The sequence below is a fragment of the Solibaculum mannosilyticum genome (genome assembly GCF_015140235.1).
Lineage (GTDB): Bacteria > Bacillota > Clostridia > Oscillospirales > Acutalibacteraceae > Solibaculum > Solibaculum mannosilyticum.
Map to the genome: position 1 here is coordinate 1,457,940 of NZ_AP023321.1, position 22,887 is coordinate 1,480,826.

Sequence of the window (22,887 nt, forward strand, 5' to 3'; positions counted from 1 at the left end):
AACACCAGTTATTTTAGTCGTGTTGTCTAATTCTTTCATCGATTTCTTGTATGGCTTTCATGATCTCTGGAATGCGTTCCGGGGCGCGCAGGTATTGCAGGATTTCTTGCTTGTTTCCCCAAAACAAATACGTCTGCATTTCATATCCGGATCCATCCGGGAAAATCCCCACTAAAATGACTATTCTTCCATTAGGTACACCCAACCTGTTATAGTCAAAATATAAGCCGCCTTCTTCGATGTATTCTGCATCCACATCAAAGGTATAACCAAATTTTTTAAACTTACCTGTCTCCGGCAGCTTCTCCTCTATACTGTTCGCAATAGCTGGAATAATCTTTTCTAAGGCTTCCCGAAATGTCACCTTTTTGTCCCACATTAGATCCTATAACCCCTTTCATCAGTTTTATCCCTGTGTTATACGCTATTCCTCGTTGAGCGCATTGAGATGATAGTACATCTGCTCATAGGACCGTGCCAAGGTCGCCGCTGCTTCCACGTAAGATCCCGGCATCATCCAGCCGCTGGATTTACCGTGCCAAAGGGCCGCCTTCTCCTTAGCCGTCTGCTCCATGGCTGCGATCGAACTTCCCTCAGGCATTCCCAGCCGCGTCTCTGCCGAACGTCCGTATTCTCCAGTCACTCGAAGAAAATCCTGTTTCTCTTCCTCATCCATGAACTGGATTTGTCCGTTATAATACATCTGTAAGATCTTTAGTTCTTTTAAAGTCTGGACAGAGGACATCAATCCCTCAATCTCCTCGCCGATCTGTTCACAGACGTGATATAGGTGACTGCTTTTATCCAGATTTTTTCTTATCTCCTGCGTGAGTGAACGAATCCGGCTAAAAATGTACCGGGATTTGATGAGAAATGTCCGGTTGCCAAAGTGACGTAGTAGAATCTCCCGAATTGCCTTAACACCGCATTTTTCTTGCAGAATATCCCCAATCTGATCCTGAGCTTTGCCGGCTCGAAGCTGATGGGCAATTTCAAGCGTCCCGTACTGTCCGATTAAATTCATGAGCCTTTTACGGGCATCGGTATCGCCCAGCCGCTGGAACTCCTCCTCTGTGCCGACGGCAAACTGATGGGCGTCATATAACAAGTCGATTAAGTCATCCGGCGGGACTTGGGCGATGATCCGAAGTACTTTCCAATCCTCTGCCGTCAACTGCGTATACCCCTCCATTACTTTAGCGCATACGGGAAATACGGAGAATAATAAGTTTTTCATGTCCGCATTCGTCATAATGGACGATGTTACAGCTTGAGCTGCTTCTACCGGCGATTGTTCCCCAAAAATATCCCAAATTCCACTGGCGTCTACTTTCGTCAGGATACCGATCGAGTTGATGGGGGAAGACATATTTCCTCCACCGGAATGAAAGGCGGTTAGAATATCCCGGTCAAAGCCGGCTGTGCTACGGCTAAATGCATAGATTACGGCATCCGCCATCGACGCTTCATAAAGGGTATCTTCCGATCCTTTGATGGAAAGAAAATCCAATGTGTTTTGGGCATCTGTTCCATAAACGGAGTTCAATCCGGGTGTATCGATGAATTCTAACTGCTTTAAAACCTCACTGGGATAATGGATAATCAAATATTGAACGTCGTGAATGCGGGGATTTTCCTTTTCAAAGGCTCGAACCGACCATTTTTCCAAATCCTCAAAGGGGGCCTCTATCTTCTCCCCATTGCGAAAACACACGGTGATGGATGGATGCTCTGCATACTGGAACCATCCTACTGTATAGGTAGTCTCAAGATCCCCTGTATACAGCACGTCGGCTCCCATAAGCGCATTCATAAAGGTGGATTTTCCCGCTTTCATAATCCCCACCACCGCTACCCGTAGGGGTATTTCCAGACGCTTTCTCATTTCCTCAAGGCTTTCAGAAAGTTCCGCTGCTTCCGGACAATCCCGGCATAGCCTTTGTGCATTGTTCAGCAGACTATAAACTTCTGATTTTAAAGACATTGTTCTCCCCCCTGATAGGGAAATGCCGCTTTAACAGCGGCATTTCCTCTCCTTATCCTTTTACATATAAGATGACTTCTTCCCCGCGCAATACCTCTCCCTGATAAGTATATCCTGGTCGAAAGACTTCTACAATTTGATTGACCAAAAGCGGGTCATCTGTAGGGCGGGTGTCCACAACGGTATGACGATTGCTGTCAAATACCCCCTGGTCTTCCAGGATTTCTACCCCGGATTTCTTGAGAATATTGGCCGTCTGATAAAGCTGGCTTTCGATCAATTTCATGGTATTCTGATCGTCCGGCGCATTGTCTTTGAGCCAATCCCGGCGTATTAGAAGATTGTCACGCATGGAGATAAGACTGCGTATCATCTCTAGATGGCCCTGCTCTTGCGGACCTGGATCCCCTACCTTATGAATCGGGAGGGTTCCTTTCAGAGAATCATTCTCTTTTTCCACACGTCTTTTTTCTTTGAGCAGCAGCTCCAGCTTTTTTTGATACTGCGTGATCTGTTTTTCCAGCTGCTCGATCCGAAGTTCGTTTTGCTCGTTGCTCCATTGATCGATCTGCTTAGCTTCCAATTCCTTGACGGCCTTTTTTGCCTGGCAATCTAATATGTCTAAATAATCCAAAAGCGCGTGATCTTTTACCAGGGACGCCGCAAGCCGTATTAACGCGGGAGTCGAACCAATTTCTACTTGTTCGACCTTCAAACCACAAAGCTCAAAAAGTTTATTCAGGTCATCCCTCAGAGCACGCATACCCTCATAGCGATCCGCCATCGATAACACCTCTTTTCCACCGTATCATGCCTTCATGATGCGGCGTATTAATTACAGGAACTCATAGGAGGGCTCGGAATCCTCTTCGCATCCGGAGGAAGCCTCGGCATCTGTGGAACTTTCCTGAACAACCGATGCATTGTCTCGGAATTTTAAGATGGCTGCCTCCATCTCTTCGTACTGATCCATCTGTTTCTTCAGAAGATCGTTATACTGTTTTAACGTATTGAGCTTCTGGGGAATCTCTGTCTTGGACAGACGAATGTTGTCCTGCATCCGCTTTACGTTTTCCTGCAATTCCTTAACCCGTTTTTTCAGCTTCTCCTCAAAAGACGAGATCAACTGTAAACGAAGCTCCGCTATGGTATTGCTGATGGCCGTATTCATCGAGGAAATAGAAGTGGCAATATGCTGCTGAATTGCACGGTTTACCCGTCCAATATCCAGCTCGTCGTATTTGCTCAGTGCGTCGACACAGCCCTTGGTTCCTCCAACCAGTGTCCCGGCTCCCGCTCCGTACTGGGCACCTACCACTAATCCTATGGGGCCTCCTACGCACAACCCAATAATTCCACCTAAAATTCCGCCGACTGCTGCTCCGCCCATGGAATTCATGGTGATTTTACGTCCACCGGTCAACACCCGGTCCATCTTCTTTTTCTTCGGGAACACCACAACCAAGTCTTCATTTGGAACAAAATTTAATTGTTCCAGAGCGTTCTGGTTGATGTCGAGATCCAGGCCCAGCTGATTGTCGATTTTTTGCGCTTCTCCCTGTATCTCACTCTCAAGCCGATCTTTGATTCGAAGCATCCCACAACTGATTACATCGTTAACGGCGCTGATAACCTTAGAATATTCCGACTTCTGGCAGATCTTTTTATCCAGCTCCGCTACCATTTGCTCTAGAAGCTCCCGTGCTTCTACTCCGATATTCTGAATCTCAGCGTTGATATTATTCGACAAAAGGGAGTAAAAATAGTTTAACTGATTGCGCCATTCGGAACTCTTCTGCTGAAGATCCTCCATCCGCTTGATCTCCGCATTGAGCTCTTCGATGAGCTGCTCTGTTTTGCTCTGATCGGCATTGAGAAGCTGGTACTGGGCTGCTACGCTATCCACTATTTTCAGCAGCTCCTGTTTTACATCCACAAGAAACGGAAGAATCAAAATTTCAGCTCTCGTTTTTGCAATGGTCGTCCAGATGGCGCTTTCCAATTCAGGATAATTGCTGTTGACATACATGGCCTTACTGCCCTTTTCCAGATAGCGAAGCTTTGCCAAGCTGGAAACCGAGATAATTTGAATATCCTCTTTGGCAATCCCTAAGGTCTTATGGATTTTCTCACGATTGTCTTCTTCAATAATCGGATAATTGACGTTAGCATCTCTTTTGGTCAGAGGGAAGATAATATTTTTACAGTACTGATACCCTCGTTTTAAAAAGTCCAGTTCCGTCTCTGTCAGGCCGGAGCCTGCATCGCTGACAAAAAGAAGCAAATCCGCACTGGGTAAAAATCCATAGGTCGCTTCTGCGTGGGCGATATTCAAACTTCCCACTCCAGGCGTGTCTACAAATACCACGCCCTCTTTTAACAAGGGATTGGGAATAGAGATATTGAGCAGCTTTACATTTTTATAATTATCGGGATTGCCCTTTTCCGATACATAGTCTGCAATCTGTTCCCTGCCAATGGTTTCGGTGCGGTATCCTTCCTTACCCGGCGTCTCCAGATACACTTCTACCTTTTCCTTTTCTCCGTATCGGACCACCGTTACCACATTGGTACATACATTGACGTCGACGGGGAAAAGACTTTCCTTTTCATTGAGCAGAGCATTCAATAAAGATGATTTGCCGCGTCTAGCTTCTCCCACAGCTACTACCATCATCTCTTTTTTATCAAACGTCCCTATGATTTCCTGGATGGCCTGGGCTGATGTAGAATATCCCAGCTTTTCTGCCAACGTCTTACCCTGGGTCATCATAGTTTCCGCTTTATGCTTTAATTCAAAAAACGTTGCCATGTTCTTTTACCCTCTTTCTTTTTACAGATGACAAAAATAGGCGTAAAATTTCTTATTGATGCGCAAATACTGGGAATAATGTCCCGGCTCCATCAACCGTGAGAATAGGGCGATCATCTCCTTTTCCTCCTGGAAGGGACGCTTGTTAAGAATGGCCTCCACCATCTTATCATAGTAACCATACAGCTCTTTACACAATGCCTCATATTCTTCTTTTGTCTTTACATCCGCTAAGGCTTCATGTTTAAAATAGCCTGCCGGCTTTGTATAGTCCAAATCCCGCCATTCCTTCTGATAGGGATAGATGGTAAAATCCAATACCCGGTCCGGATTGCCGAGGGGAAGCGTCACGGAACAGAACAGGGGGTACAGCGCTGTCTTTTCCCTGCCGAGTAAACGCGAATAATAGGGGATCGTTATGCACAGTGTCTTGCCAACCTTCTGGATACACGGCCATCCGGATACCACTTCCTGTGGAACCATCCGTTTGCGCAGCTCGCTTTTATTGAATTTAGTGACAAAATCATAGATACAAATGTTGTTCATTTTCGTTTCTCCTTTCTCCGTTTACTGTGCATATGCTTCCACCATGAAGCAATTGCTATCCTGCCATGCGTCTATAAAGACATCCATTGGAACCATTGCACCACAGCCGTCTGCAACGCCTGAGTCGTTGAGAATCACCATGGGCTGGGATGGATTGCTATAGTCAATTCCGATCACCTGAACGGCATGATCGGCCTGCATTCCAGGGCCAAACATCTCGTGATCCGGGCCTTCCCAAAGCTCGCTGCTGTCAACCCCAACGATGACTTCTCCGCCGTTTTGCAGACATTCTTCAATATCGGAAATGGTGTTGAATTCACTCCGCTCCACACGCATTCCCATGGCTTCCAGAATATTGCCTGTATCGTACGCAAGGGTGCCGCCTTCCGGCGTATACCATCCGTTTTCCTCCGCCAGATCGCAAAGATCGGATTCCTCAAACTCTTTTCCCGTTAAAGTCTCCAGAATGAACTCCTGAGATGCCACTGCACAGCTGTTCTGGGATTCCTGGGGATGCCAAGCTTCCATCGCCTCAGCCGGGTCTCCTATCACACTGTCGGAATCGCTCTGGGCGGGATCAAAATTGTAATCGTAAACGGATCCACTTTCGTCCATCGTCATCGGTTCTAATTGTCCGTCGCCGTTGGTATCCATCCATTCGCTGACCGAATCAAATAGGCCGTCTCCGTCGAAGTCCTCCGCTACGGTTGTATAATCGATAATCCCGTCTCCATTAGTATCCATCTCTACAGTGGTATACTGATAATCCACGATGCCGTCCCCATTGGTATCCTGCGGGATGTCAGTCTGGATGGTATCAATATAACCGTCTCCATTTGTGTCCAGCTGTTGCTGCCACATGGTGGCGTCTATGATACCGTCGCCGTTTAAATCCAAATCCTGGACGGCGAGAATCCCATCGACAATGCCGTCTCCGTTGATGTCCAGCTCCTGTGTCAGAATATCGCTTCCCATCGGGGCTGATCCCAGACTATCCGCAATATCTGGCCCTGGATCAAGATCGATATCGTCCGACAGATCGTCTATTCCGAACAAATCTAGAAAACTATCAAACATCTTTTTTACCCCTTTCCTTTTGGTGTTTTCATTGTATCACATCTTATTTCTGCTGCCATGATTTTGACAAATTCGGATGATCTACCGGTAAATTTGGTCAGAACACCTTTTCAGAAGCCTTTTTCTGAGACAAGCTGATCTCATCTTGTTTCGTTTCATGCAGCAATACATGATAATCCGTGTATCGGATGGAGCCGTCTTTCTGGAGCCCGATGGTGCGGTCTCCTACCGCCCAGATCCCAATAATCCCTTGCCAGTCCTCCACGTTGCATTGGCCTAAATCATTGCGTCCTGTCGCGATTACCGTCCCATCGTGCTTAAGGCCAACGGTATGCTGACGTCCACATGCCACCTCGATGATACCACTCCAGTCCTTCACGTCGCATTGGCCATATCCGTTGGTCCCATAGGCCTCAGCCGTTCCATCCTCTTTTAAGCCTACTACCTGATATTCCCCTGCAGCTATCCGTACAATATCATGCCAATGCTCTACGTTATGAGTGTCGTTGTCTTTGGTCATGATGACAGTTCCATCCGATTTCAGTCCGACCGTCCGCGCTTCCCCACAGGCGATGGCTGTAATATCTCTCCATTTCCCTATGTTGCACTGGTTGTCGAAATTCCTACCGGTGGCTATCACTGTTCCATCCTCTTTTAAACCCACTGTATGCCAACGGCCGCAGGCAACCGCTTTGATATCCCGCCAATGATAAACGTCACATTGAGCATAGGTATTGTCCCCCACCGCCGTCAATGTCCCCGATTTCTTTAGCCCTATCGTATGCCACGCATTGCCGGCGATAGCTATAAGATCCTTCCAATCGGTTAATTTGTGTTCATACCCCTGCATTGTCCCGTCGATTAGCAATGTCCCATCTGACTTGATTGCAAAAATGCATCCTGCTGAAGCCGATACAAGCGAATTGTTCCGTTCACAGTATCTCTCTAGGATCCCCTTTTGAGGCTCCCCTCTCTTCTGTTGATTATAAAAACCGATGGCGCCTTGGGCTACAGCTAATTCTAAGTCTATTGAACTAAGTACCGGGACCTTTCCGGCAAACTGCCTTACCATCTTTTGTACCAACGGGATACGGCTTGTCCCACCAACCATCAGTATGGCCGACAAATCCGACACCGAAAGCTCAGCCGATTTTAGAATGCTACGGCAGACGCTGATGGTTTGCCCTACCAATGGCGCAATCATTTCATTGAGCTTTTCTGCCGTCAGCTCATAGGGAATCATATCCAGACCGAGCTCTATGTATTCCTGATAGCTTTCGGCAAAACTCAGATGGTGCTTTGCCTTTACCGCCAGCTCTGAAATCTGGCTTTCCAGACGCATCCGATACAGCGGCTTTTTATAAAATTCCCCTAGTGTATCCGGATCAATCTTTCCCAACATATCCTGATAGATCAAACGGTCGACATCGATTCCGCCGCAGTGCTCCAAGCCATCCGGTTGGGCCAACAAGGTAAACCTTTCATCTTCATACCGGATAATCGATACGTCAAATGTCCCTCCGCCAAAGTCATAGACCAACAAGGTCTGTCCATCCTCCACAAGTCCCGCCGCACAGTAGCTCATGGCCGCTGCCGTGGGTTCATCCACTAGCTCTACATTAAATAATCCTGCTGCCTTTGCCGCCGACAGGATCTTTTCCTTTTTCTTGTTCCCAAACGAAGCTGGATAAGTCAAGTACGCCTTTTCAATCCTTTCTCCATATGTTTTTTCTGCACGCGCTTTCATATGCCGGAATAATTCTGTATATAAATCCTCCGGTAAAAATTTCGACTGTCCCAACAGGATCGGAATATCTTGTCCTAAATCCCGCTTGAACTCCATATGAAAGTTCTGAGGCTTCACCTTCCGGCTGCTCATCGCTGCTTGGCCGACTAAAATATTCCCACTTTCCTCAATAAACACAGCCGATGGTAAGGAATATTTGCTCCCATACATGCTGGTTCCCGTACTGATATCCACCGGCTGCGCTTTTCCATCCGGCCCCATGATACAGATACTGGAATAGCTCGTCCCTATATCAATACCCACAATCATATTGTTCCTCTTTTCCGTAATTCGTCTCTTGGTGTTACGGTATTTTTATATCAAATGTCGCCCTTCCATTCGTCGTGTTCTTCCTGTCCTAAAACAGGGACCAGGGAAGGGTTCGAGTCGGCATCGGTGTGATAATCAATTTATCTTCGCCAAATAAATGGTACTCCATTTTACTGCGAAAATCCGTACATAAGATCGTCCCGTCTTTTTTGATCCCTACCGTTACGTCTTGTGACGCTGCGTTCAATTTGGATGTCACAACTGCAATGATGTCTTTCCATTCTGATACGTCACAGCGTCCGTTTGGATTGTACCCGGTTGCAACAAGCGTTCCATCTTTTTTCAGGCCTACCGTATGTTCTGTCCCACACGAGATGGATACAATATCCCGCCATTTACCTACTTCGCATTGGCCCTGGTTATTTCTTCCTGCAGCTACTACTGTTCCATCGGCTTTTAGGCCTACAATATGGTTGTTTCCTGCTTTTATGTTTACAATGTCTCTCCAAGTGTACACATCGTTAAACGCACCGTTGTCGTTGGAACCTGTGAAAATCACTCTGCCGTCCTTTTTTAATCCTACCGTAAAATCATAGTTACTGCCTGCTTCAACGGATACCATGTCCTTCCAGCCCTCTATATTGCATTGACCTCGGTTATTGCTCCCCGTTGCCGCTACAGTCCCGTCTTTTCGGAGGCCTACAATAAAATCATAGCCTACCGATAACGAAACGATATCTCTCCAGCTGTCCAGCTCCTTTTGAAAGCTGGTTGCAACTACTGTTCCATCTCTTCGAATCCCGGCCACAAGCCCGCTCATAAAGCAGGACGATATGTTGCTTACATCTGTCCAACCCAGATCTTTGGTGCCCTCGCGTGCTGTTATCATTACAGCCGTCCCATTGTCCTTTATCCCTACAATACCGCTCCATGGATTCCCCCCTATGGAAACGATGTCATACAAGCCGGCCTTCAAAACCTCCTCGTCCTCAGACAAAACAGTCCCATCCGGCATGACCGTCGTTACTTTACAGCCGCCTCCGTTTTTGGAACTGATTAAAATCAGGTCGTCTGCATGATCCCGGTAATGCCTTAGGATATTCTCCGGCTTCAACGCTTCTTCTTTTTTCCTTTGCTTACGCTGCTGTTCCTCCAACTTTTTGATCTCTTGTATCCCCTCTTCTGCTTGGATATCCCCTTTTTCTGCCGCCAAGCGGTACCATCTCATCGCTTCTTCATAACTCTGAGGTACACCGGTCCCTTCAAAATACCGCTTCCCTTGTTCATAGTACCCTTGAGCAACCTTTTTGTCAGCTTCTTTATCGTCTTGTATCCGGCAGGGCGGTTGACTTAGACGTTCTGTTTTCTCCACATCACTTTGCTGATCTTTCTCTTTTTGTTCTACCTGCCGTACATATGTATAGAATCCAATGGCCCCTTTGGCGACCGCCAATTCTAAATCTATTGAACTAAGCGTGTCAACGCCTCCCGCAAACTGCTTTACCATCTCCTGGACAAGAGGAACCCGGCTTGTTCCACCGACCATCAAAATGGAGGAAAGCTCTGAAATGGAAATGCCTGCTGTTTGCACAATTCTGCGACAGGCTACAATGGTTTGACCAATTATCGGTGCTGCCATACTGTTTAACCGGTCAAGCTTTAGACTATATGGCACCATGTCAAATCCAATTTGAATTTCCTCTTCAAAGCTCGTAGCGGAGCTCAGATGATGCTTTGCTTTTATAGCCAATTCAGCTAATTGAGTTTCTAAACGCATCCGATTCAACGGATTCTTATTGACCTGTTCCAGCATATCGGAATCGATTTTGCTCAGCATATCCTGATAGATCAGCCGGTCAATATCAATTCCTCCACAATGCTCTACTCCGTCTGGATGGACCAGTGGACTAAATTTGCCGCCTTCATATTTTATAATAGAGACGTCAAACGTCCCACCGCCAAAATCGTAAACCAGCAGGGTTTGTCCATCCTTTACTAGTCCCGCCGCACAGTAACTCATGGCTGCTGCTGTGGGTTCGTCCACCAGCTCAACGTTAAAGAGTCCTGCCGCTTTTGCCGCAGATAGGATTTTCTCCTTTTTCATCTTCCCAAACGAGGCTGGATGGGTCAAATATGCCTTTTCGATCGGTTGACTGCTAGCCTTTTCCGCACAGCTTTTCATATGCCGGAACAACTCGGTGTACAAGTCCTCTGGAAAAAAACTTCTATTCCCCAATAAAATCGGGATATTCTGTCCTAGATTCCTCTTGAACTCCATGCAGAAATTCTGAGGCTTTCGTTTACGGCTATTCATGGCTGCCTGCCCTACTAGAACATTTCCGTTATCCTCCACAAACACAGCCGACGGCAAAGAGTACTTGCTCCCATACATACTAGCTCCTGTGCTGATATCCACCGGCTTGGCCTTCCCATCCGGTCCCATCACACACATGCTAGAATAACTTGTGCCTATATCAATGCTGACAATCATGAACATCTCTCCTCTCCGCATCTTTTAAGCTCATTATAACAAATCTAGATACAGCTTTTACAGCATCCGAAAAAACGGCATCTCTCACGGCAAAAAAGGTCCGCTCCCTTTTATCAATCCCGTTTGATTGGTTCATCGACTATATGAACGACTGCCGTCTAATTTTCACTTTCATCCATAAAATTTTGATACCGCTCTTTGGCTTGAGCATACATCCTCCGGCTGATCCCTATTTCTTCGTTTGTATGAAGCATAAATACATGAGCTTTGGTATCCAAACAGCGAATCATATGCATATTTACCAGATAGCTCTGATGGCATCGCAGGAAGAATGATGGCAATCGTTGCCCGATGTCATCCAGCTTTGCGGTAAAGTAATATTTCTGATCACTGTTCGCACGGTATAAAGTGACTTTTTTTGCACTGCTCTCAAAATAACTGATTTCATCATAAGGGATCCGCATCTGTTCCCCTTCGTATTTAAACGAAAAATAGTATTTCTTCTGGATGGCTTGGTGATACCGATCCAATTTTCGGATGGTTTCAAATACTTCATCCCGATTCTCTGGATGCTCTATGTAGCCCGATGGCCTTAAAATAAGGGTCTGGAGGAATTTTTCTTTTGAACCGCCCAGATTCACCCACGAGGCGTTCAGATTCCTTCCTCTAAGCCAAGTTACCAAACGATTGGCTTTTTCAAATTCAGAAAAATCCAATAGATAAATGTCGTCCTGGCCGGAGGATTTCTTTAAATATGCCACTGCATTTTGATAGGTATAACAGGCCGTCAATTCAAACGTATGACGCACGTCATGAAAATAATGGACGACGGTTTCCTGAATCTTTTTCAATGTTTCAACATGATAATAAAGAATAAATACACGTATCATACTGTTTCTCCCTGGCTTTTGATTCAGTATACTTTTTCTTTTAATCGGTTTAATATCGATATATTTCTCCTTTTCAGAAGAAATTCCTCTTTTATTTTACCTTAAAAATGTGGAAATTTCCAGTTCTAAAACGACGTTCTTTTTCTATATCGTATTAAATTTTTATAAAAACTCTTTTTTATCCAAAATAGCCTAAAACTTAAACTTAGCTCATTTGGTCGTTTATTTAATAAAGTTTTTAGACTTTCATATTGCATAAAAGATATAAAAATATTATAATGCTATTAGCAAATTAGACGTAAATATGCCTGTGATTCAGGCGGCATCCGCCCAAGTTGCCTTACGTCTGTTTGGCAAACATTCCCTGTGGATCAACTTGCCCAATCGAATCGGAATCAACTTGCCCAATTATCCAAACAAAATGGAGGTGTCTTATAGGAAAAAGAAGGATCAATCTTGAAACATGGCCATCTAGAAAGAAGCAAAAAGGAGTGAAGACTTGTGAACATCAGAAAACGAGTGATGGCAATCTTGCTGTCGGTCATGATGGTGGTATCGGCAGTGTTGTCGTCGCCCATCACCCTGGCCGAGGACGACACAGGGGATAATCTGGCCCTGTTGCCGGGCAACAGCTTTTCGGCCAAATCCAGCGAAAACGGACGGGGTCCGGAACTGGCCTTTGACGGCGATATGTCCTCCCGCTGGGCCCAGGACGGCAACGGCGAAGCCGGACGCTGGGTACAGATCACCTTCGCTGAGGAACAGATCGTCAGCAAGACCACCGTTTATTTTGAATCCATGACCAAGGGATACGTGACCAATCCCGTGCTGGACGGCAAATTTGAAATCCAGTATTCCGACGACGGGTCCCAATGGAACACCTTGGTTCTGAAGGATTCCTTTACCAACGAGGAAAAGACCAGTAAAATCGTGTCGCTGTCCTTCGACCCGGTCAGCACGCGGTATATGCGCATCTATTTCCCCGAAAGCCAATTCTGGCTGAGCATCTATGAATGGGAGCTCTATTCGGGCATCACCATCGTTCCGGGCGACACCGGCGCATTGCAGGACCTGGTGGAGCAGGTGGAACCCAAGTATGTGGATACCATCCCCTCCCAGTTCAAGATGAGCGCCGTCAACAACTACAAAAACGCTTTGGACGACGCCAAGGACGTTTTAGCCATGACCATCCCTCCCGAACAGGCCGACATCGACGTAGTCTACAACGCCTTGGACGCGGCCGTCAAGGGGCTGGAGGACAACCGCACCGTCTTCCCCGACGCCCTCAAGGCCACCCCGGCGGAGGATTGGAACGAGCTCTTCAACAATCTGGACAACCCCGATGAGGACGATTGGCGCGCCGGCGACGGCATGGTATCGGTGCCCCTCAACGGCGTGGACGCCATCGGTAGCGGCGATGAAAACACCCCTACCGTGTGGATGTTCAGCGACAGCTACGTCTCCTCCTTCAAGGATTTGTCCCAGAGCCTGCTGCTCAACTGGCTGCAAATGCCCAACCACGTCTTTGCCGAATTTGACGGCGTAACGCCCGACAAATCCAAGCTGGAATTCATTTTCGGCGAGGGCGGCGACAAATCCAAATTGCGCAATCCCCCCACCGAGAACGACGAAGGCGGCACATCCAACGTGGTGCCTGAGATGTTCTGGATCCAGGACGGCATCGCCATCGGCGATCATTTGTACGTCCTGTCCGGCCACGAGGACGCCCTGGGCGGCGGCGAGTTCAAGACCACCGGCGTCTCCATGGTGAAATTCCCCATCGGCGAGGACTATCAGGTTGATTGGGCGGGCTATGAATGGCTGGGCTTTAAAAACGACCTGTTCAGCGATACCCGCATCTTCGCCACCAGCATCCTAGACAACACGGTGGAAAGCGGTATCGATCCCGAAAAGGCCGACGGTTACGTCTATCTCTACGGCGCGACCAACGGCGTCTTCGCCGAACGGTGCGCCGTCGTGGCCCGCACCACCAAGGAGAACATCGAGAATCCCGATCTGTGGGAGTTCTACACCGAAGAAGGCTGGAAGGTCGGCGCCAAGGATAACCTAGACGACACCAAGATCATCACCCCTCGGATGCTTCTTTCGTCCAAGGTGTCGGTGACCTACTTAAACAGCGGCATCTACGAGGGCAAGTACCTGATGACCTACACCGACGGCGCCTTGTCGGAGAAGATCGGGTACATGCTGGCCGACAATCCCTGGGGTCCCTTTGAGAATCCCACCATCTGCTACGTGGCCCCCGAGATGGAACAGTATCAGAACGAGCTGTATGAATTCGACAATCCCGACGCTTGGTACGTCACCTATAACCCCGTAGCCCATCCCCAGCTCTCCAAGGATGGGGAACTGCTCATCTCCTACGACTGCTATGTCTGGGATTCCAACAAGGATGAGAATCCAAATTGGCACGGCACCGAAACAAACGAGCATTATCGGGAACGTTTCTTCCGCCTGGATCTCAATTCTCTCCAGACGGTGGAGGAACAGCCCTATACCAATCTGGTGAGCGAGGGCAAACCGGTGACCTCTACCAGCGGGGACCATCCGGAATACGCCACCGACGGCGACGATTTCACCAAATGGGAATCCACCGGAGAGGAATCGGTCAAGCAGTTGACCATCGATCTGGAAGAACCCACCGTGGTGGGGCGTTATATCCTCAAACACGGCGGCCTAGCCATCGTCAACGACAGCGATAAGGACGCCCGCAATTATTCCAATACCCGCGCCTTTACCATCGAAGTCAGCCTGGACAACCAGAACTGGACCACCGTTGTGGACAAGCAGTACAACGCCAGCTTCCAGAACGACGAAAACTTCGATCCCACCCTGGCCCGGTATGTCCGGTTGAGCATCGACCAACCCACTCAGGGCACCATGAACAAGGCCTCCCTCTTTGAATTCCAGGTGTACGCCACCGATATGAAGTACTACGACCTGGACGATACCTTGGAGCAGGCCCAGTCCTTCCAGCAGGCAAACGATCTGAACCGTTACCCGACCTCGGATGTGGAAGCCTTCCTCGACGCCCTCGACGCCGCGAAACAGTGCGCAGACGACGAGGACGCCGCCATCGAGCAGAGGATGGAAGCGGCTTTAGACCTCCACAACGCCTTGGACGCCATCGCCGACATCACCTTTGGCGATGTGGATAAGGGCGTCAATCTGGCCTCCGGCAAGGACGTCACAGCTTCCAGCGGCGACCATCCTGAATACGCTATCGACGGCGACGACAGCACCGTCTGGAAGGCGGAAAATTCCGATCTTCAGTGGCTGAGCATCGATTTAGGTCAGCTCACCGCCATCGACCGGGTCATCCTTCATTGGGGACAGAGCTACGCCCGGTCCTATAACATCCAAGTTTCCCGCGACGGCGAAAATTGGGAAAACGTCTACGATATCTTCAACGCCCCCGGCGGCGTGGACGACATCTTCTTCGCCCCCACCGAAGCCCGGTATGTCCGGGTCTACGGCACCACCAAGACCGGCGACGGCGATACCCTGTCCGAAATAGAGGTGTACGCCCCCTACGACATGTCGGGAGACGCTTACGTCTCTGCAAGCTCTGCCGACGCCTCCCTTGCTGTGGACGGCGACGACGCCACCGCTTGGACCTCCGACGGCAAATCCAATCAGTGGATCGGCCTGGATCTGGGCAGCGTGCAGCGGGTCGGAAGCCTTGGGATCCACTGGGGCGACAGCTTTGCCTCCTCTTATAAGATCCAAGTGTCCGACGACAGTCTCACCTGGACCGACGCCTACACCACCCAAAACGGTCGGGGCGGCACGGAAACCGTCAACCTCTCCCCTATCACCCCCACCCACTACGCCACCGAGGACGGCACGCGGGACATCAACGTCCAGCACATGACCGCCCGTTACATCCGCCTTGTACCGATGGCCGGCGCTGGAGATGACTTCTCCATTGCCGAACTGGATGTGTACGGAAGTCCCGCCCTGGTCATTCCCGACACCCAAAACGACACCGCCATTTTGGAGGAAATCTCCTTAAACGACGGATGGAAACTAGCCCGCGTACCCGACATCGACGCCACTCCCGCCGCCGTATCCAGCCCCGGCTTTGATACGGACAACGACTTGTGGATCGACGCCGTGGTCCCCGGCACGGTGCTGACCAGCTACTATGAGGCCGGCCTCATCGACGATCCCTACTATTCCGACAACATGGATAAGCTGGATCAGGACTATTATAACGTCGACTACTGGTATCGCAAGGATATCGACCTTCCCGCCGACTACGCCGGTCAGCGCATGATTTTGAACATCGACGGCGTCAACTGGCTGTCGGACATCTATGTAAACGGCCAACCCGTGGCCAATCTCATGGGCGCCTTCAAGAGCGAGGAATTGGATGTCTCCCAGTACCTGGTGCCCGGCGAAGTCAACACCATCGCCGTCAATGTCCACATCTTCCCCACCGGCAAGGATGAGGACCAAACCAGATGGTCCCCCCACTTCATCAGCTCCGGCTCTTGGGACTGGATCCCCGCCATTCCGGGCCGCAACATCGGTATTGTCAAAGACGTATCGCTGTCCACCCGTAAGGCCGTGTCGGTGGATGCTCCCTTCGTGGCCACTGATCTGCCTCTGCCCAACACCGATTACGCCGATATCCGCGTCTCGGCCGATCTGCACAACAGCAGCAGTCAGGACGTCACCGGCGTCATCAAGGGCGTCATCAATCCCGGCAACGTCACCTTTGAGCAGGAAGTGACCATCCCGGCCGGCGATACCCTCCCGGTGACATTGGATCACGAAACCTTCCAGCAGCTTCGTATCCAGTCTCCTCTGCTGTGGTGGCCCAACGGCTACGGCGATCAGAACCTCTATACCCTGGATCTCTGCTATGAAATCGACGGCACCGTATCCCATTCCCAGCAGGTGACCTTCGGTATCCGCGAATACACCTACGACTATACCGACGATCCCGATCAGAACATGCAGATTTCCTGCAACGGCGTCCGCATTATGGCCAAGGGAGGCAACTGGGGTATGCCCGACGCTATGCTCTCTTGGGGCGATGAGGAATACGATACCGCCGTCAAGATGCACAAGGATATGAACTTCACCATGATCCGCGACTGGCTGGGCACCGCCGACTTCGACGCCTTCTACGAAGCCTGCGACAAATACGGCATCATGGTCTACACCGACTTCTGGATCCACGGCGCCTATGCGCCCGAAGCCTTCGGCGCCTTCCTGGAGAACGCCTACAACAAATTGGAACGGGTCCGCAACCATGCGTCAGTCGTCATCTGGTGCGGCGCCAACGAGTGGACTCCCGCCGGCGCACTCAATACCCTGTTGCCTCAAATGGCCGCCGAACTGGACGACACCCGTATCTACATCACCCAGTCCAATAAGGACGAGGTCAGCGGCGGCGTGACCTATGCCGTCAACGATCCCGCTTGGTACTACGACGCGGCCAAGGAATCCAAGGGCTTCACCACCGAGATCGGCACCCCCGTCATCCCCAACTACGAATCCATGAAGGAGATGATGGAGGAAGAATACTGGTGGCCTCCCACAGATGAATCCAAACCCTTCGGCAAGAACATCAATTACATGTGGCAGTACCACGACCTGGGCGGCGCCTCCGACATCGGCAACAAGGGCGCCGAGAAGTACATCAACGAGATCAACAACCGTTACGGCGAATCGGAAGGACTTGAGGAGTTCACCCTCAAAGCCCAGATGATCAATCTGGAGACCAACAAGGCTATGTTCGAGGCCTGGAACAACTACATGTGGGAGAAGTGCAGCGGCATCCTGCTTTGGATGAGCCAATCCGCATGGCCGTCCACCGTGTGGCAGACCTACGACAGTTCCTTCGACGTCACCGGCGCCTACTTCGGCAGCAAGATCGGCAGCGAACCCATCCACGTCCAGTACGACTACAAGAATCACGACGTCAAGGTCATCAACAACACCAACGATACCTTGTCCGGCGTCAAGGTGTTCACCGAAGTCTACAATCTGGACGGCACCCTCTACGACAAACTGGAAAATACCCTGGATGCTGCCCCGAACAGCGCCAATCAGGTGGTCAATATCGCCACCAGTCTCAACGGCGGCGACCTGTCCACCGTCCACTTCGTCAAGCTGACCCTCACCGATGCCGACGGCAAAGTGCTCTCCAGCAACTTCTACTGGAGAAACAAACGGGGTCTCACCGACTATACCGATATGGAGACCCTGCCCGACGTGGCCCTCACCGCCAGCAAGGAAACCACCGTCCAGGACGGCGTCACCAACATGAAGGTCACCCTGACCAACAACACCGATACCGTGGCCGTTATGACCCGTCTGAAGGTCATGAAGGGCGATACGGAACAACGCGTCCTGCCCACCATGTACGACGACAACTACTTCGCTCTGGTCCCCGGCGAGACCAAGGTGATCAACATCCAGTTCGACACTGAGGATGCCGAAGGCTATGAGCCCACCCTCAAGATGGAAGGCTTCAACACCACCGCCGCCACCATCGAGGAAGGCGAGAATTCGGCTTGGTACGCCACTTCCGTCGCCCAGCAGTCGGACGGCGAAGAGGGCGGTATCGACGTTCTGACCACCGTCGTAAATCCCACCGGTGCCCAGTCTTCGGCCAACGTCGTGGCTTCCGTGTACGATCAAAGCGGTAAGATGCTGTCCACCAGCATCCAGGAAGTCTCCTTTGCCGACGGTCAAACCAAAGCATCCCTGTGGTTCGGCGCTCTGGATACGGCCGGTCAGCAGGAGGGAATCGACGTCAAGGTATTTGTTCTGAGCGACAGTGCATCGCCTTTGACCAAGGCGATGGAACCTGTCGTCCAGCCGGTACGGGATCATGAGTTAAACGCCAATTTGGCCTTCCGCAAACCGGTGACGGCCAGTTCGGTGGGAGACAACAATCCTCCTGAAAACGCTGTGGACGGCAGCCTCAGTACCCGTTGGTCCTCCTCGTATAACGACAACCAGTGGATCATGGTTGATCTGGAGGAGGAAACCGAAATCTCCCGGGTGGACCTCTACTGGGAAGCCGCTTATGCAGATCACTATCGCATTGAGGTATCTACCACCGGCACCGATGACGACGATTTTACCGTGGTGTATGAGGACAGCCAGTCCACCGGCGGCAGTCAGTCCATCGACCTTGAGCCTGTGAAGGCCCGGTATGTCCGCATCTACTGCATCAGCCGCGCCACTATGTGGGGCAGCTCCTTGCATGAGATCGAAATCTATCGGTAGAAAATCCATTATTTTCTCCAAATCGATTGTTTCATCTTTTTCTTCTTCGTGCCCTGTAAAGGACACAAGTCAAAAAGAGCGGAAGCGGTTTTTAATACCGCTTCCGCTCTTGCTTTTCCTCTACTATTTAACACAAATAATCCCATTACAAATTAGCTACTTTTCCCTCTTGTGTCTATCGATAACCTTTGCTATAATAAATTTAGAACATACGTTCCAAATGGGCACAGATCAAATTGGAAATGTTCCTCAGCTTTTGTCTTATCTAATTTTTAGGTGAAGCCTTCACTATTAGCTGCCTAACGGCGGCTTTTTTCAGCTGAGAATTCCCAACACAATTGTAAAAATTTATCCAGAGTTTAGGACGTATGTAAAAAACAAAGATCGAAAGGAGAACTGCTATACCATGGAACCAAAAGAGTATTTAAAAAGATATCAAACTTCCAATCGCGAGATAAAGGCTCTCATGGATCAACGAAAACAATTGTGGGAGATGATGACCGAATTTTCTGTATCCGCCCCAAAGTCTCCTGTTAAAGACGATACTCCTGGTTCAATGAGGGACATGATATCGTCTAAGATAACAGATATGGATCAGAGAATCAAGTCCAGAATCGAAGCTTTACAAACTATAAAATATGAGATCGAAGATACAATTTCTCATCTACCCGATCGTCAGCGAGAGGTTCTTAGGCTCAAGTACATCAACGGTCTGACCTGGGAACAGATCGCCATCGAGCTCAACTATAGCTACCGCAATGTTTTATATCTTCATCGCAAAGCTCTGCAATGCATTCAAAAGTCTGCATAGCTTTTCACATAAGATATATGCTATCCTGAAGGCGGAAATTCGGGAAACATTTTTCCCACGTTGGATCCGCCGAGGGTTGCCATGGTCCTTTCGGCATTTTCATCTTCTCGCCCACAAACGTGCTGGAGGCGTTAAACTGCACGGGACATTACGGCCGACGGGCCAAAAACGCGGAGGCTTTGATGGCTGAAAAATTGACCAAACGGCATCAAATCAATAGTATTCCAAACGTCGGGTTCGACGGAGAGGCAAACGGCTGCCAGACTGAAAAACAGTCAGAATGTCCGGGGTGTACCGATCAATTGGTGCAGCTGACTCAAAAACAGTTGGATGATCTGATCAACAGAGCTTTTGCCAAAGGCGTCCGGAAAGGGAAACGTCAGATGGACTCCATCAAGCTCCCTTCACAAAAGCCATCGGCTGAGGATGATGTCTCACAAGTTTCGACACTTCTCCACAAAGCGAGGCAACAACTGCTTTTGGGAACCATCAAACAATTGGCCTCAGATCTTGGGATCTCTACGAAAGGGACAAAAGTCGCTTTAAAATTGGCTGATTTTTCCCATTGCATCCAGCAGGACGATGTGGCGGAACAATCCGTCAAAGAGATCTTATCCCAATTCCTCAAGGAGTATCCTGAATTCGCCAGAGAGGAAATGGGTGATGCCCTCTCTTGTAACCTTCAGCATCGTTTTAACCAGTTGGCGGACACGGTCGGATGGGGCCTTCCTTGTATCCCTATCGCAATGGTCGATGTCCCGGATAGGCATTCTTTGGAAAAACGAGGTTGATCGGTTCCAGCGATGTGCAGAAAAAAGACTTTTGTCAGAGGAATGGGATTATGAGTGTATATGACGATGTATTAGCGGCTGTTATTTCTCTCGCTGAGGAGACAAAACCTTACGCGTCCATTGTGATTGGGGCTGTTCCGCCTGCTGACGGCATCTCTATCGCCTGGACAGACGGATTTCCGCTCTCTGTCTTTCGCAACAAGAATGCAGTCATGGATATGACCGCCTCTCTCAACGGCAAGCATACCGATTATTCGGTGGTGAGCGACGCCTTGGGATGCATCCATGAGGCCCTCTCCAGACGAAAACAATATCCGGAATCAGAGAAATGGCAGATCATAGACATTTCTACTAAAAAAGCCCCTCATCCTATAAGTGAGGAGCAAACAGATCAATGTCTCTACGGCTCCAGCCTTAGGGTCAAATTTTATCTTAGAGGTGATTAAATGGGCAGATTGCTCACTATGTATGGCATTGAAGCCAGCATTAAAACCGCAGCGGAAGAGGAAACTTGGGCTCCTCTCGACGACGGCTTTGACAACGTCGCTGAGGCCCTGAATGAAACTGTCCAGCAGTACTATTTCCTCAAGGACAAGGGCTTTGCGAGAAACCACGTTACCGGTATGGCTCCGGCTTTTACCCTGACCGGCCGCCGTGTGATCGGAGATCCTGCACAGGATTTCATCTTTGCCGCCAAGTACAAACTGGATTCCAACCGTCAGACCCAGTTTAAATTGACCTATCTGGACAGCTCCAATAAAGCCGTCACCCTCACCTGTGACGTCACTCTCTGCAACATCCAGGAATGGTCCGGTGCCGCTACCGATGACAGCGCCATTTCGGTAGAAATCCGTTTTGACGGTGCTCCTGAAGTTTCCACTTCTCCCACCGTTTAAAATTCACCTGATATCTAGGACGCATCTAAGCCTATACTAGGACTTTTTAAGCTGTGAAGAGGGGTGTAGGTCACCCCTCTTTGTCTTTTGGAGGATGAGCTTATGGCAAGAATTGAAAAATCGAAACCTTTTGTGGATACCTTGGAACTGTCTGATGGAGAAAAGGATCTCCAGATTGAAATCAAATTGGATCTCAATTCCGTCGCCCACCGTTATCGCCCCTGCCAGATTGCTCTCGTGGAAGCTGAAAAACTTGCTGAACAAAATCCCAATGACCCTGCCTGTTTAAATGCCTATGGTGAGGCTATTTGCAGCATGTTTCAGCTAATATTTGGAGAAGTGAATACGGAAAAAATTATGGAGTTCTACGAAGATGATTACTCCACCATGCTTCTCGATCTTATGCCCTATCTGGCACAAACCATTGTGCCGGCACTGCAAGCCGAACGGGAACGTAAAATTTCCCAGGCAAAACACGCCCGGCGTTTTCTGCGATGATCTCCCCTCTGTATCTCCCTCTCCCTACTTCGATCTCCTACCGGGGCCGACGGTATCGGTTGCGACCTTCTTTTGATCGCGTCTTGGAAGTATTCGATGTGTATGGAAAAACAGATTGGGATGACGAACAGAAATTGCAATACGTCCTTTGGCTGCTGGCGCCTGGCGCTAAAAGATTGTCGTTGGAGGATAAGGCTAAGCTGTTGGAGCAATTGTATCAACTGCTGTTGGACACTCACAATAAAATACCCAGTGGTTCCAAATCAATCGATTTCTTGCAGGATGCTCCCTACATCTACGCCGGTTTTCGTCAAGCCTATGGAATCGATTTATACGACGTCCAAGGAACACTCCATTGGATCAAGTTTTTGTCCCTCTTCCGAGCCCTGCCGGAGGATACCCGTATTATGGAAATTGTGGATATCCGTACCCGGCCCCTCCCCAAGCCGAACAAGCACAATGGAGAAGAAATCCGAGCGCTACTTAAGGCCAAAGAGGCGTATAAATTGACCATCACACAAGCCGAAAGGGATGCACAGCTCATCAAAGGTCTGCGCAGTATGGCGTCGGTTTTGGAGGGTATGGCTCATGGATAAAGTGAAATGTCCTTATTGTGGATATCGTATGCCCATCCGGATGCTGCCCGACGCCTATTGCAAAGGCCTTTTGGTCAAATGCAAAGGGCGAGGATGCGGAAAAATATTTGAAATTAGATTACCGGTCAAGTAGTGCCATGCTGTGCCGATGACCACCAAGGTGGTGA

The 22,887-nt window shown here is 49.3% G+C and carries 17 protein-coding genes; 8 read left to right on the forward strand and 9 right to left on the reverse strand.

Features of this window, described 5'->3' with window-relative positions; genetic code table 11:
- Nucleotides 1–13 precede the first annotated feature (13 nt).
- The 9 genes from C12CBH8_RS06910 to C12CBH8_RS06950 all read right to left on the reverse strand — a co-directional run bounded on the left by C12CBH8_RS06910 (nt 14) and on the right by C12CBH8_RS06950 (nt 11,856).
- Nucleotides 14–379, reverse strand: a complete 366-nt coding sequence (locus C12CBH8_RS06910) for a hypothetical protein (protein WP_090267141.1) — start codon at nt 377–379, stop codon at nt 14–16.
- A gap of 45 nt (nt 380–424) precedes the next feature.
- Entirely contained in the window at nt 425–1,984 is a 1,560-nt protein-coding gene (locus C12CBH8_RS06915) for a dynamin family protein (protein WP_215532848.1), read from the reverse strand.
- A 52-nt stretch (nt 1,985–2,036) separates the two neighbouring features.
- Nucleotides 2,037–2,768: a nucleotide exchange factor GrpE gene (locus C12CBH8_RS06920; RefSeq protein ID WP_090267136.1), complete on the reverse strand. Its 732-nt coding sequence runs from the start codon at nt 2,766–2,768 to the stop codon at nt 2,037–2,039.
- Nucleotides 2,769–2,819: 51 nt separating this feature from the next.
- A complete protein-coding gene (locus tag C12CBH8_RS06925; RefSeq protein WP_090267132.1) occupies nt 2,820–4,796 on the reverse strand; it encodes a dynamin family protein in 1,977 nt (658 codons plus the stop codon).
- Nucleotides 4,797–4,817: 21 nt separating this feature from the next.
- A complete protein-coding gene (locus tag C12CBH8_RS06930; protein ID WP_215532849.1) occupies nt 4,818–5,342 on the reverse strand; it encodes a hypothetical protein in 525 nt (174 codons plus the stop codon).
- Nucleotides 5,343–5,363: 21 nt separating this feature from the next.
- Nucleotides 5,364–6,419 carry a C39 family peptidase gene (locus tag C12CBH8_RS06935; RefSeq protein WP_099322121.1) on the reverse strand — a complete coding sequence of 352 codons (1,056 nt, stop codon included), beginning with the start codon at nt 6,417–6,419 and terminating at the stop codon, nt 5,364–5,366.
- Nucleotides 6,420–6,516: 97 nt separating this feature from the next.
- Nucleotides 6,517–8,475 (reverse strand): Hsp70 family protein, encoded by a 1,959-nt coding sequence (locus C12CBH8_RS06940; RefSeq protein ID WP_215532850.1) that lies wholly within the window; start codon nt 8,473–8,475, stop codon nt 6,517–6,519.
- Between the two features lie 88 nt (nt 8,476–8,563).
- Nucleotides 8,564–10,966, reverse strand: coding sequence for an Hsp70 family protein (locus C12CBH8_RS06945; protein WP_215532851.1), 2,403 nt, complete (start codon nt 10,964–10,966; stop codon nt 8,564–8,566).
- 158 nt (nt 10,967–11,124) lie between these two features.
- Complete coding sequence (locus C12CBH8_RS06950; protein WP_215532852.1) at nt 11,125–11,856, reverse strand: LytR/AlgR family response regulator transcription factor; 732 nt, start codon at nt 11,854–11,856, stop codon at nt 11,125–11,127.
- Nucleotides 11,857–12,357: 501 nt separating this feature from the next.
- Here C12CBH8_RS06950 and C12CBH8_RS06955 point away from each other — a divergent pair.
- From C12CBH8_RS06955 to C12CBH8_RS06990, 8 genes are all read left to right on the forward strand, one after another.
- Nucleotides 12,358–19,128, forward strand: a complete 6,771-nt coding sequence (locus C12CBH8_RS06955) for a discoidin domain-containing protein (RefSeq protein ID WP_215532853.1) — start codon at nt 12,358–12,360, stop codon at nt 19,126–19,128.
- A 406-nt stretch (nt 19,129–19,534) separates the two neighbouring features.
- Nucleotides 19,535–19,939, forward strand: coding sequence for a sigma factor-like helix-turn-helix DNA-binding protein (locus C12CBH8_RS06960; RefSeq protein WP_099322126.1), 405 nt, complete (start codon nt 19,535–19,537; stop codon nt 19,937–19,939).
- Nucleotides 19,940–20,121: 182 nt separating this feature from the next.
- Nucleotides 20,122–20,730 (forward strand): hypothetical protein, encoded by a 609-nt coding sequence (locus tag C12CBH8_RS06965; protein WP_099322127.1) that lies wholly within the window; start codon nt 20,122–20,124, stop codon nt 20,728–20,730.
- 50 nt (nt 20,731–20,780) lie between these two features.
- Complete coding sequence (locus C12CBH8_RS06970; RefSeq protein ID WP_215532854.1) at nt 20,781–21,176, forward strand: hypothetical protein; 396 nt, start codon at nt 20,781–20,783, stop codon at nt 21,174–21,176.
- Complete coding sequence (locus C12CBH8_RS06975; RefSeq protein WP_178097238.1) at nt 21,177–21,626, forward strand: phage tail tube protein; 450 nt, start codon at nt 21,177–21,179, stop codon at nt 21,624–21,626.
- Nucleotides 21,627–21,728: 102 nt separating this feature from the next.
- Nucleotides 21,729–22,124 (forward strand): hypothetical protein, encoded by a 396-nt coding sequence (locus C12CBH8_RS06980; protein WP_090267111.1) that lies wholly within the window; start codon nt 21,729–21,731, stop codon nt 22,122–22,124.
- Nucleotides 22,121–22,720, forward strand: coding sequence for a Gp15 family bacteriophage protein (locus tag C12CBH8_RS06985; RefSeq protein ID WP_215532855.1), 600 nt, complete (start codon nt 22,121–22,123; stop codon nt 22,718–22,720). Before C12CBH8_RS06980 ends, C12CBH8_RS06985 begins: the two co-directional genes overlap by 4 nt.
- The gene (locus tag C12CBH8_RS06990) at nt 22,713–22,853 is read left to right on the forward strand and encodes a hypothetical protein (protein ID WP_159461165.1); all 141 of its coding nucleotides are present in this window, start codon (nt 22,713–22,715) and stop codon (nt 22,851–22,853) included. Before C12CBH8_RS06985 ends, C12CBH8_RS06990 begins: the two co-directional genes overlap by 8 nt.
- The last annotated feature ends 34 nt before the right edge of the window (nt 22,854–22,887 follow it).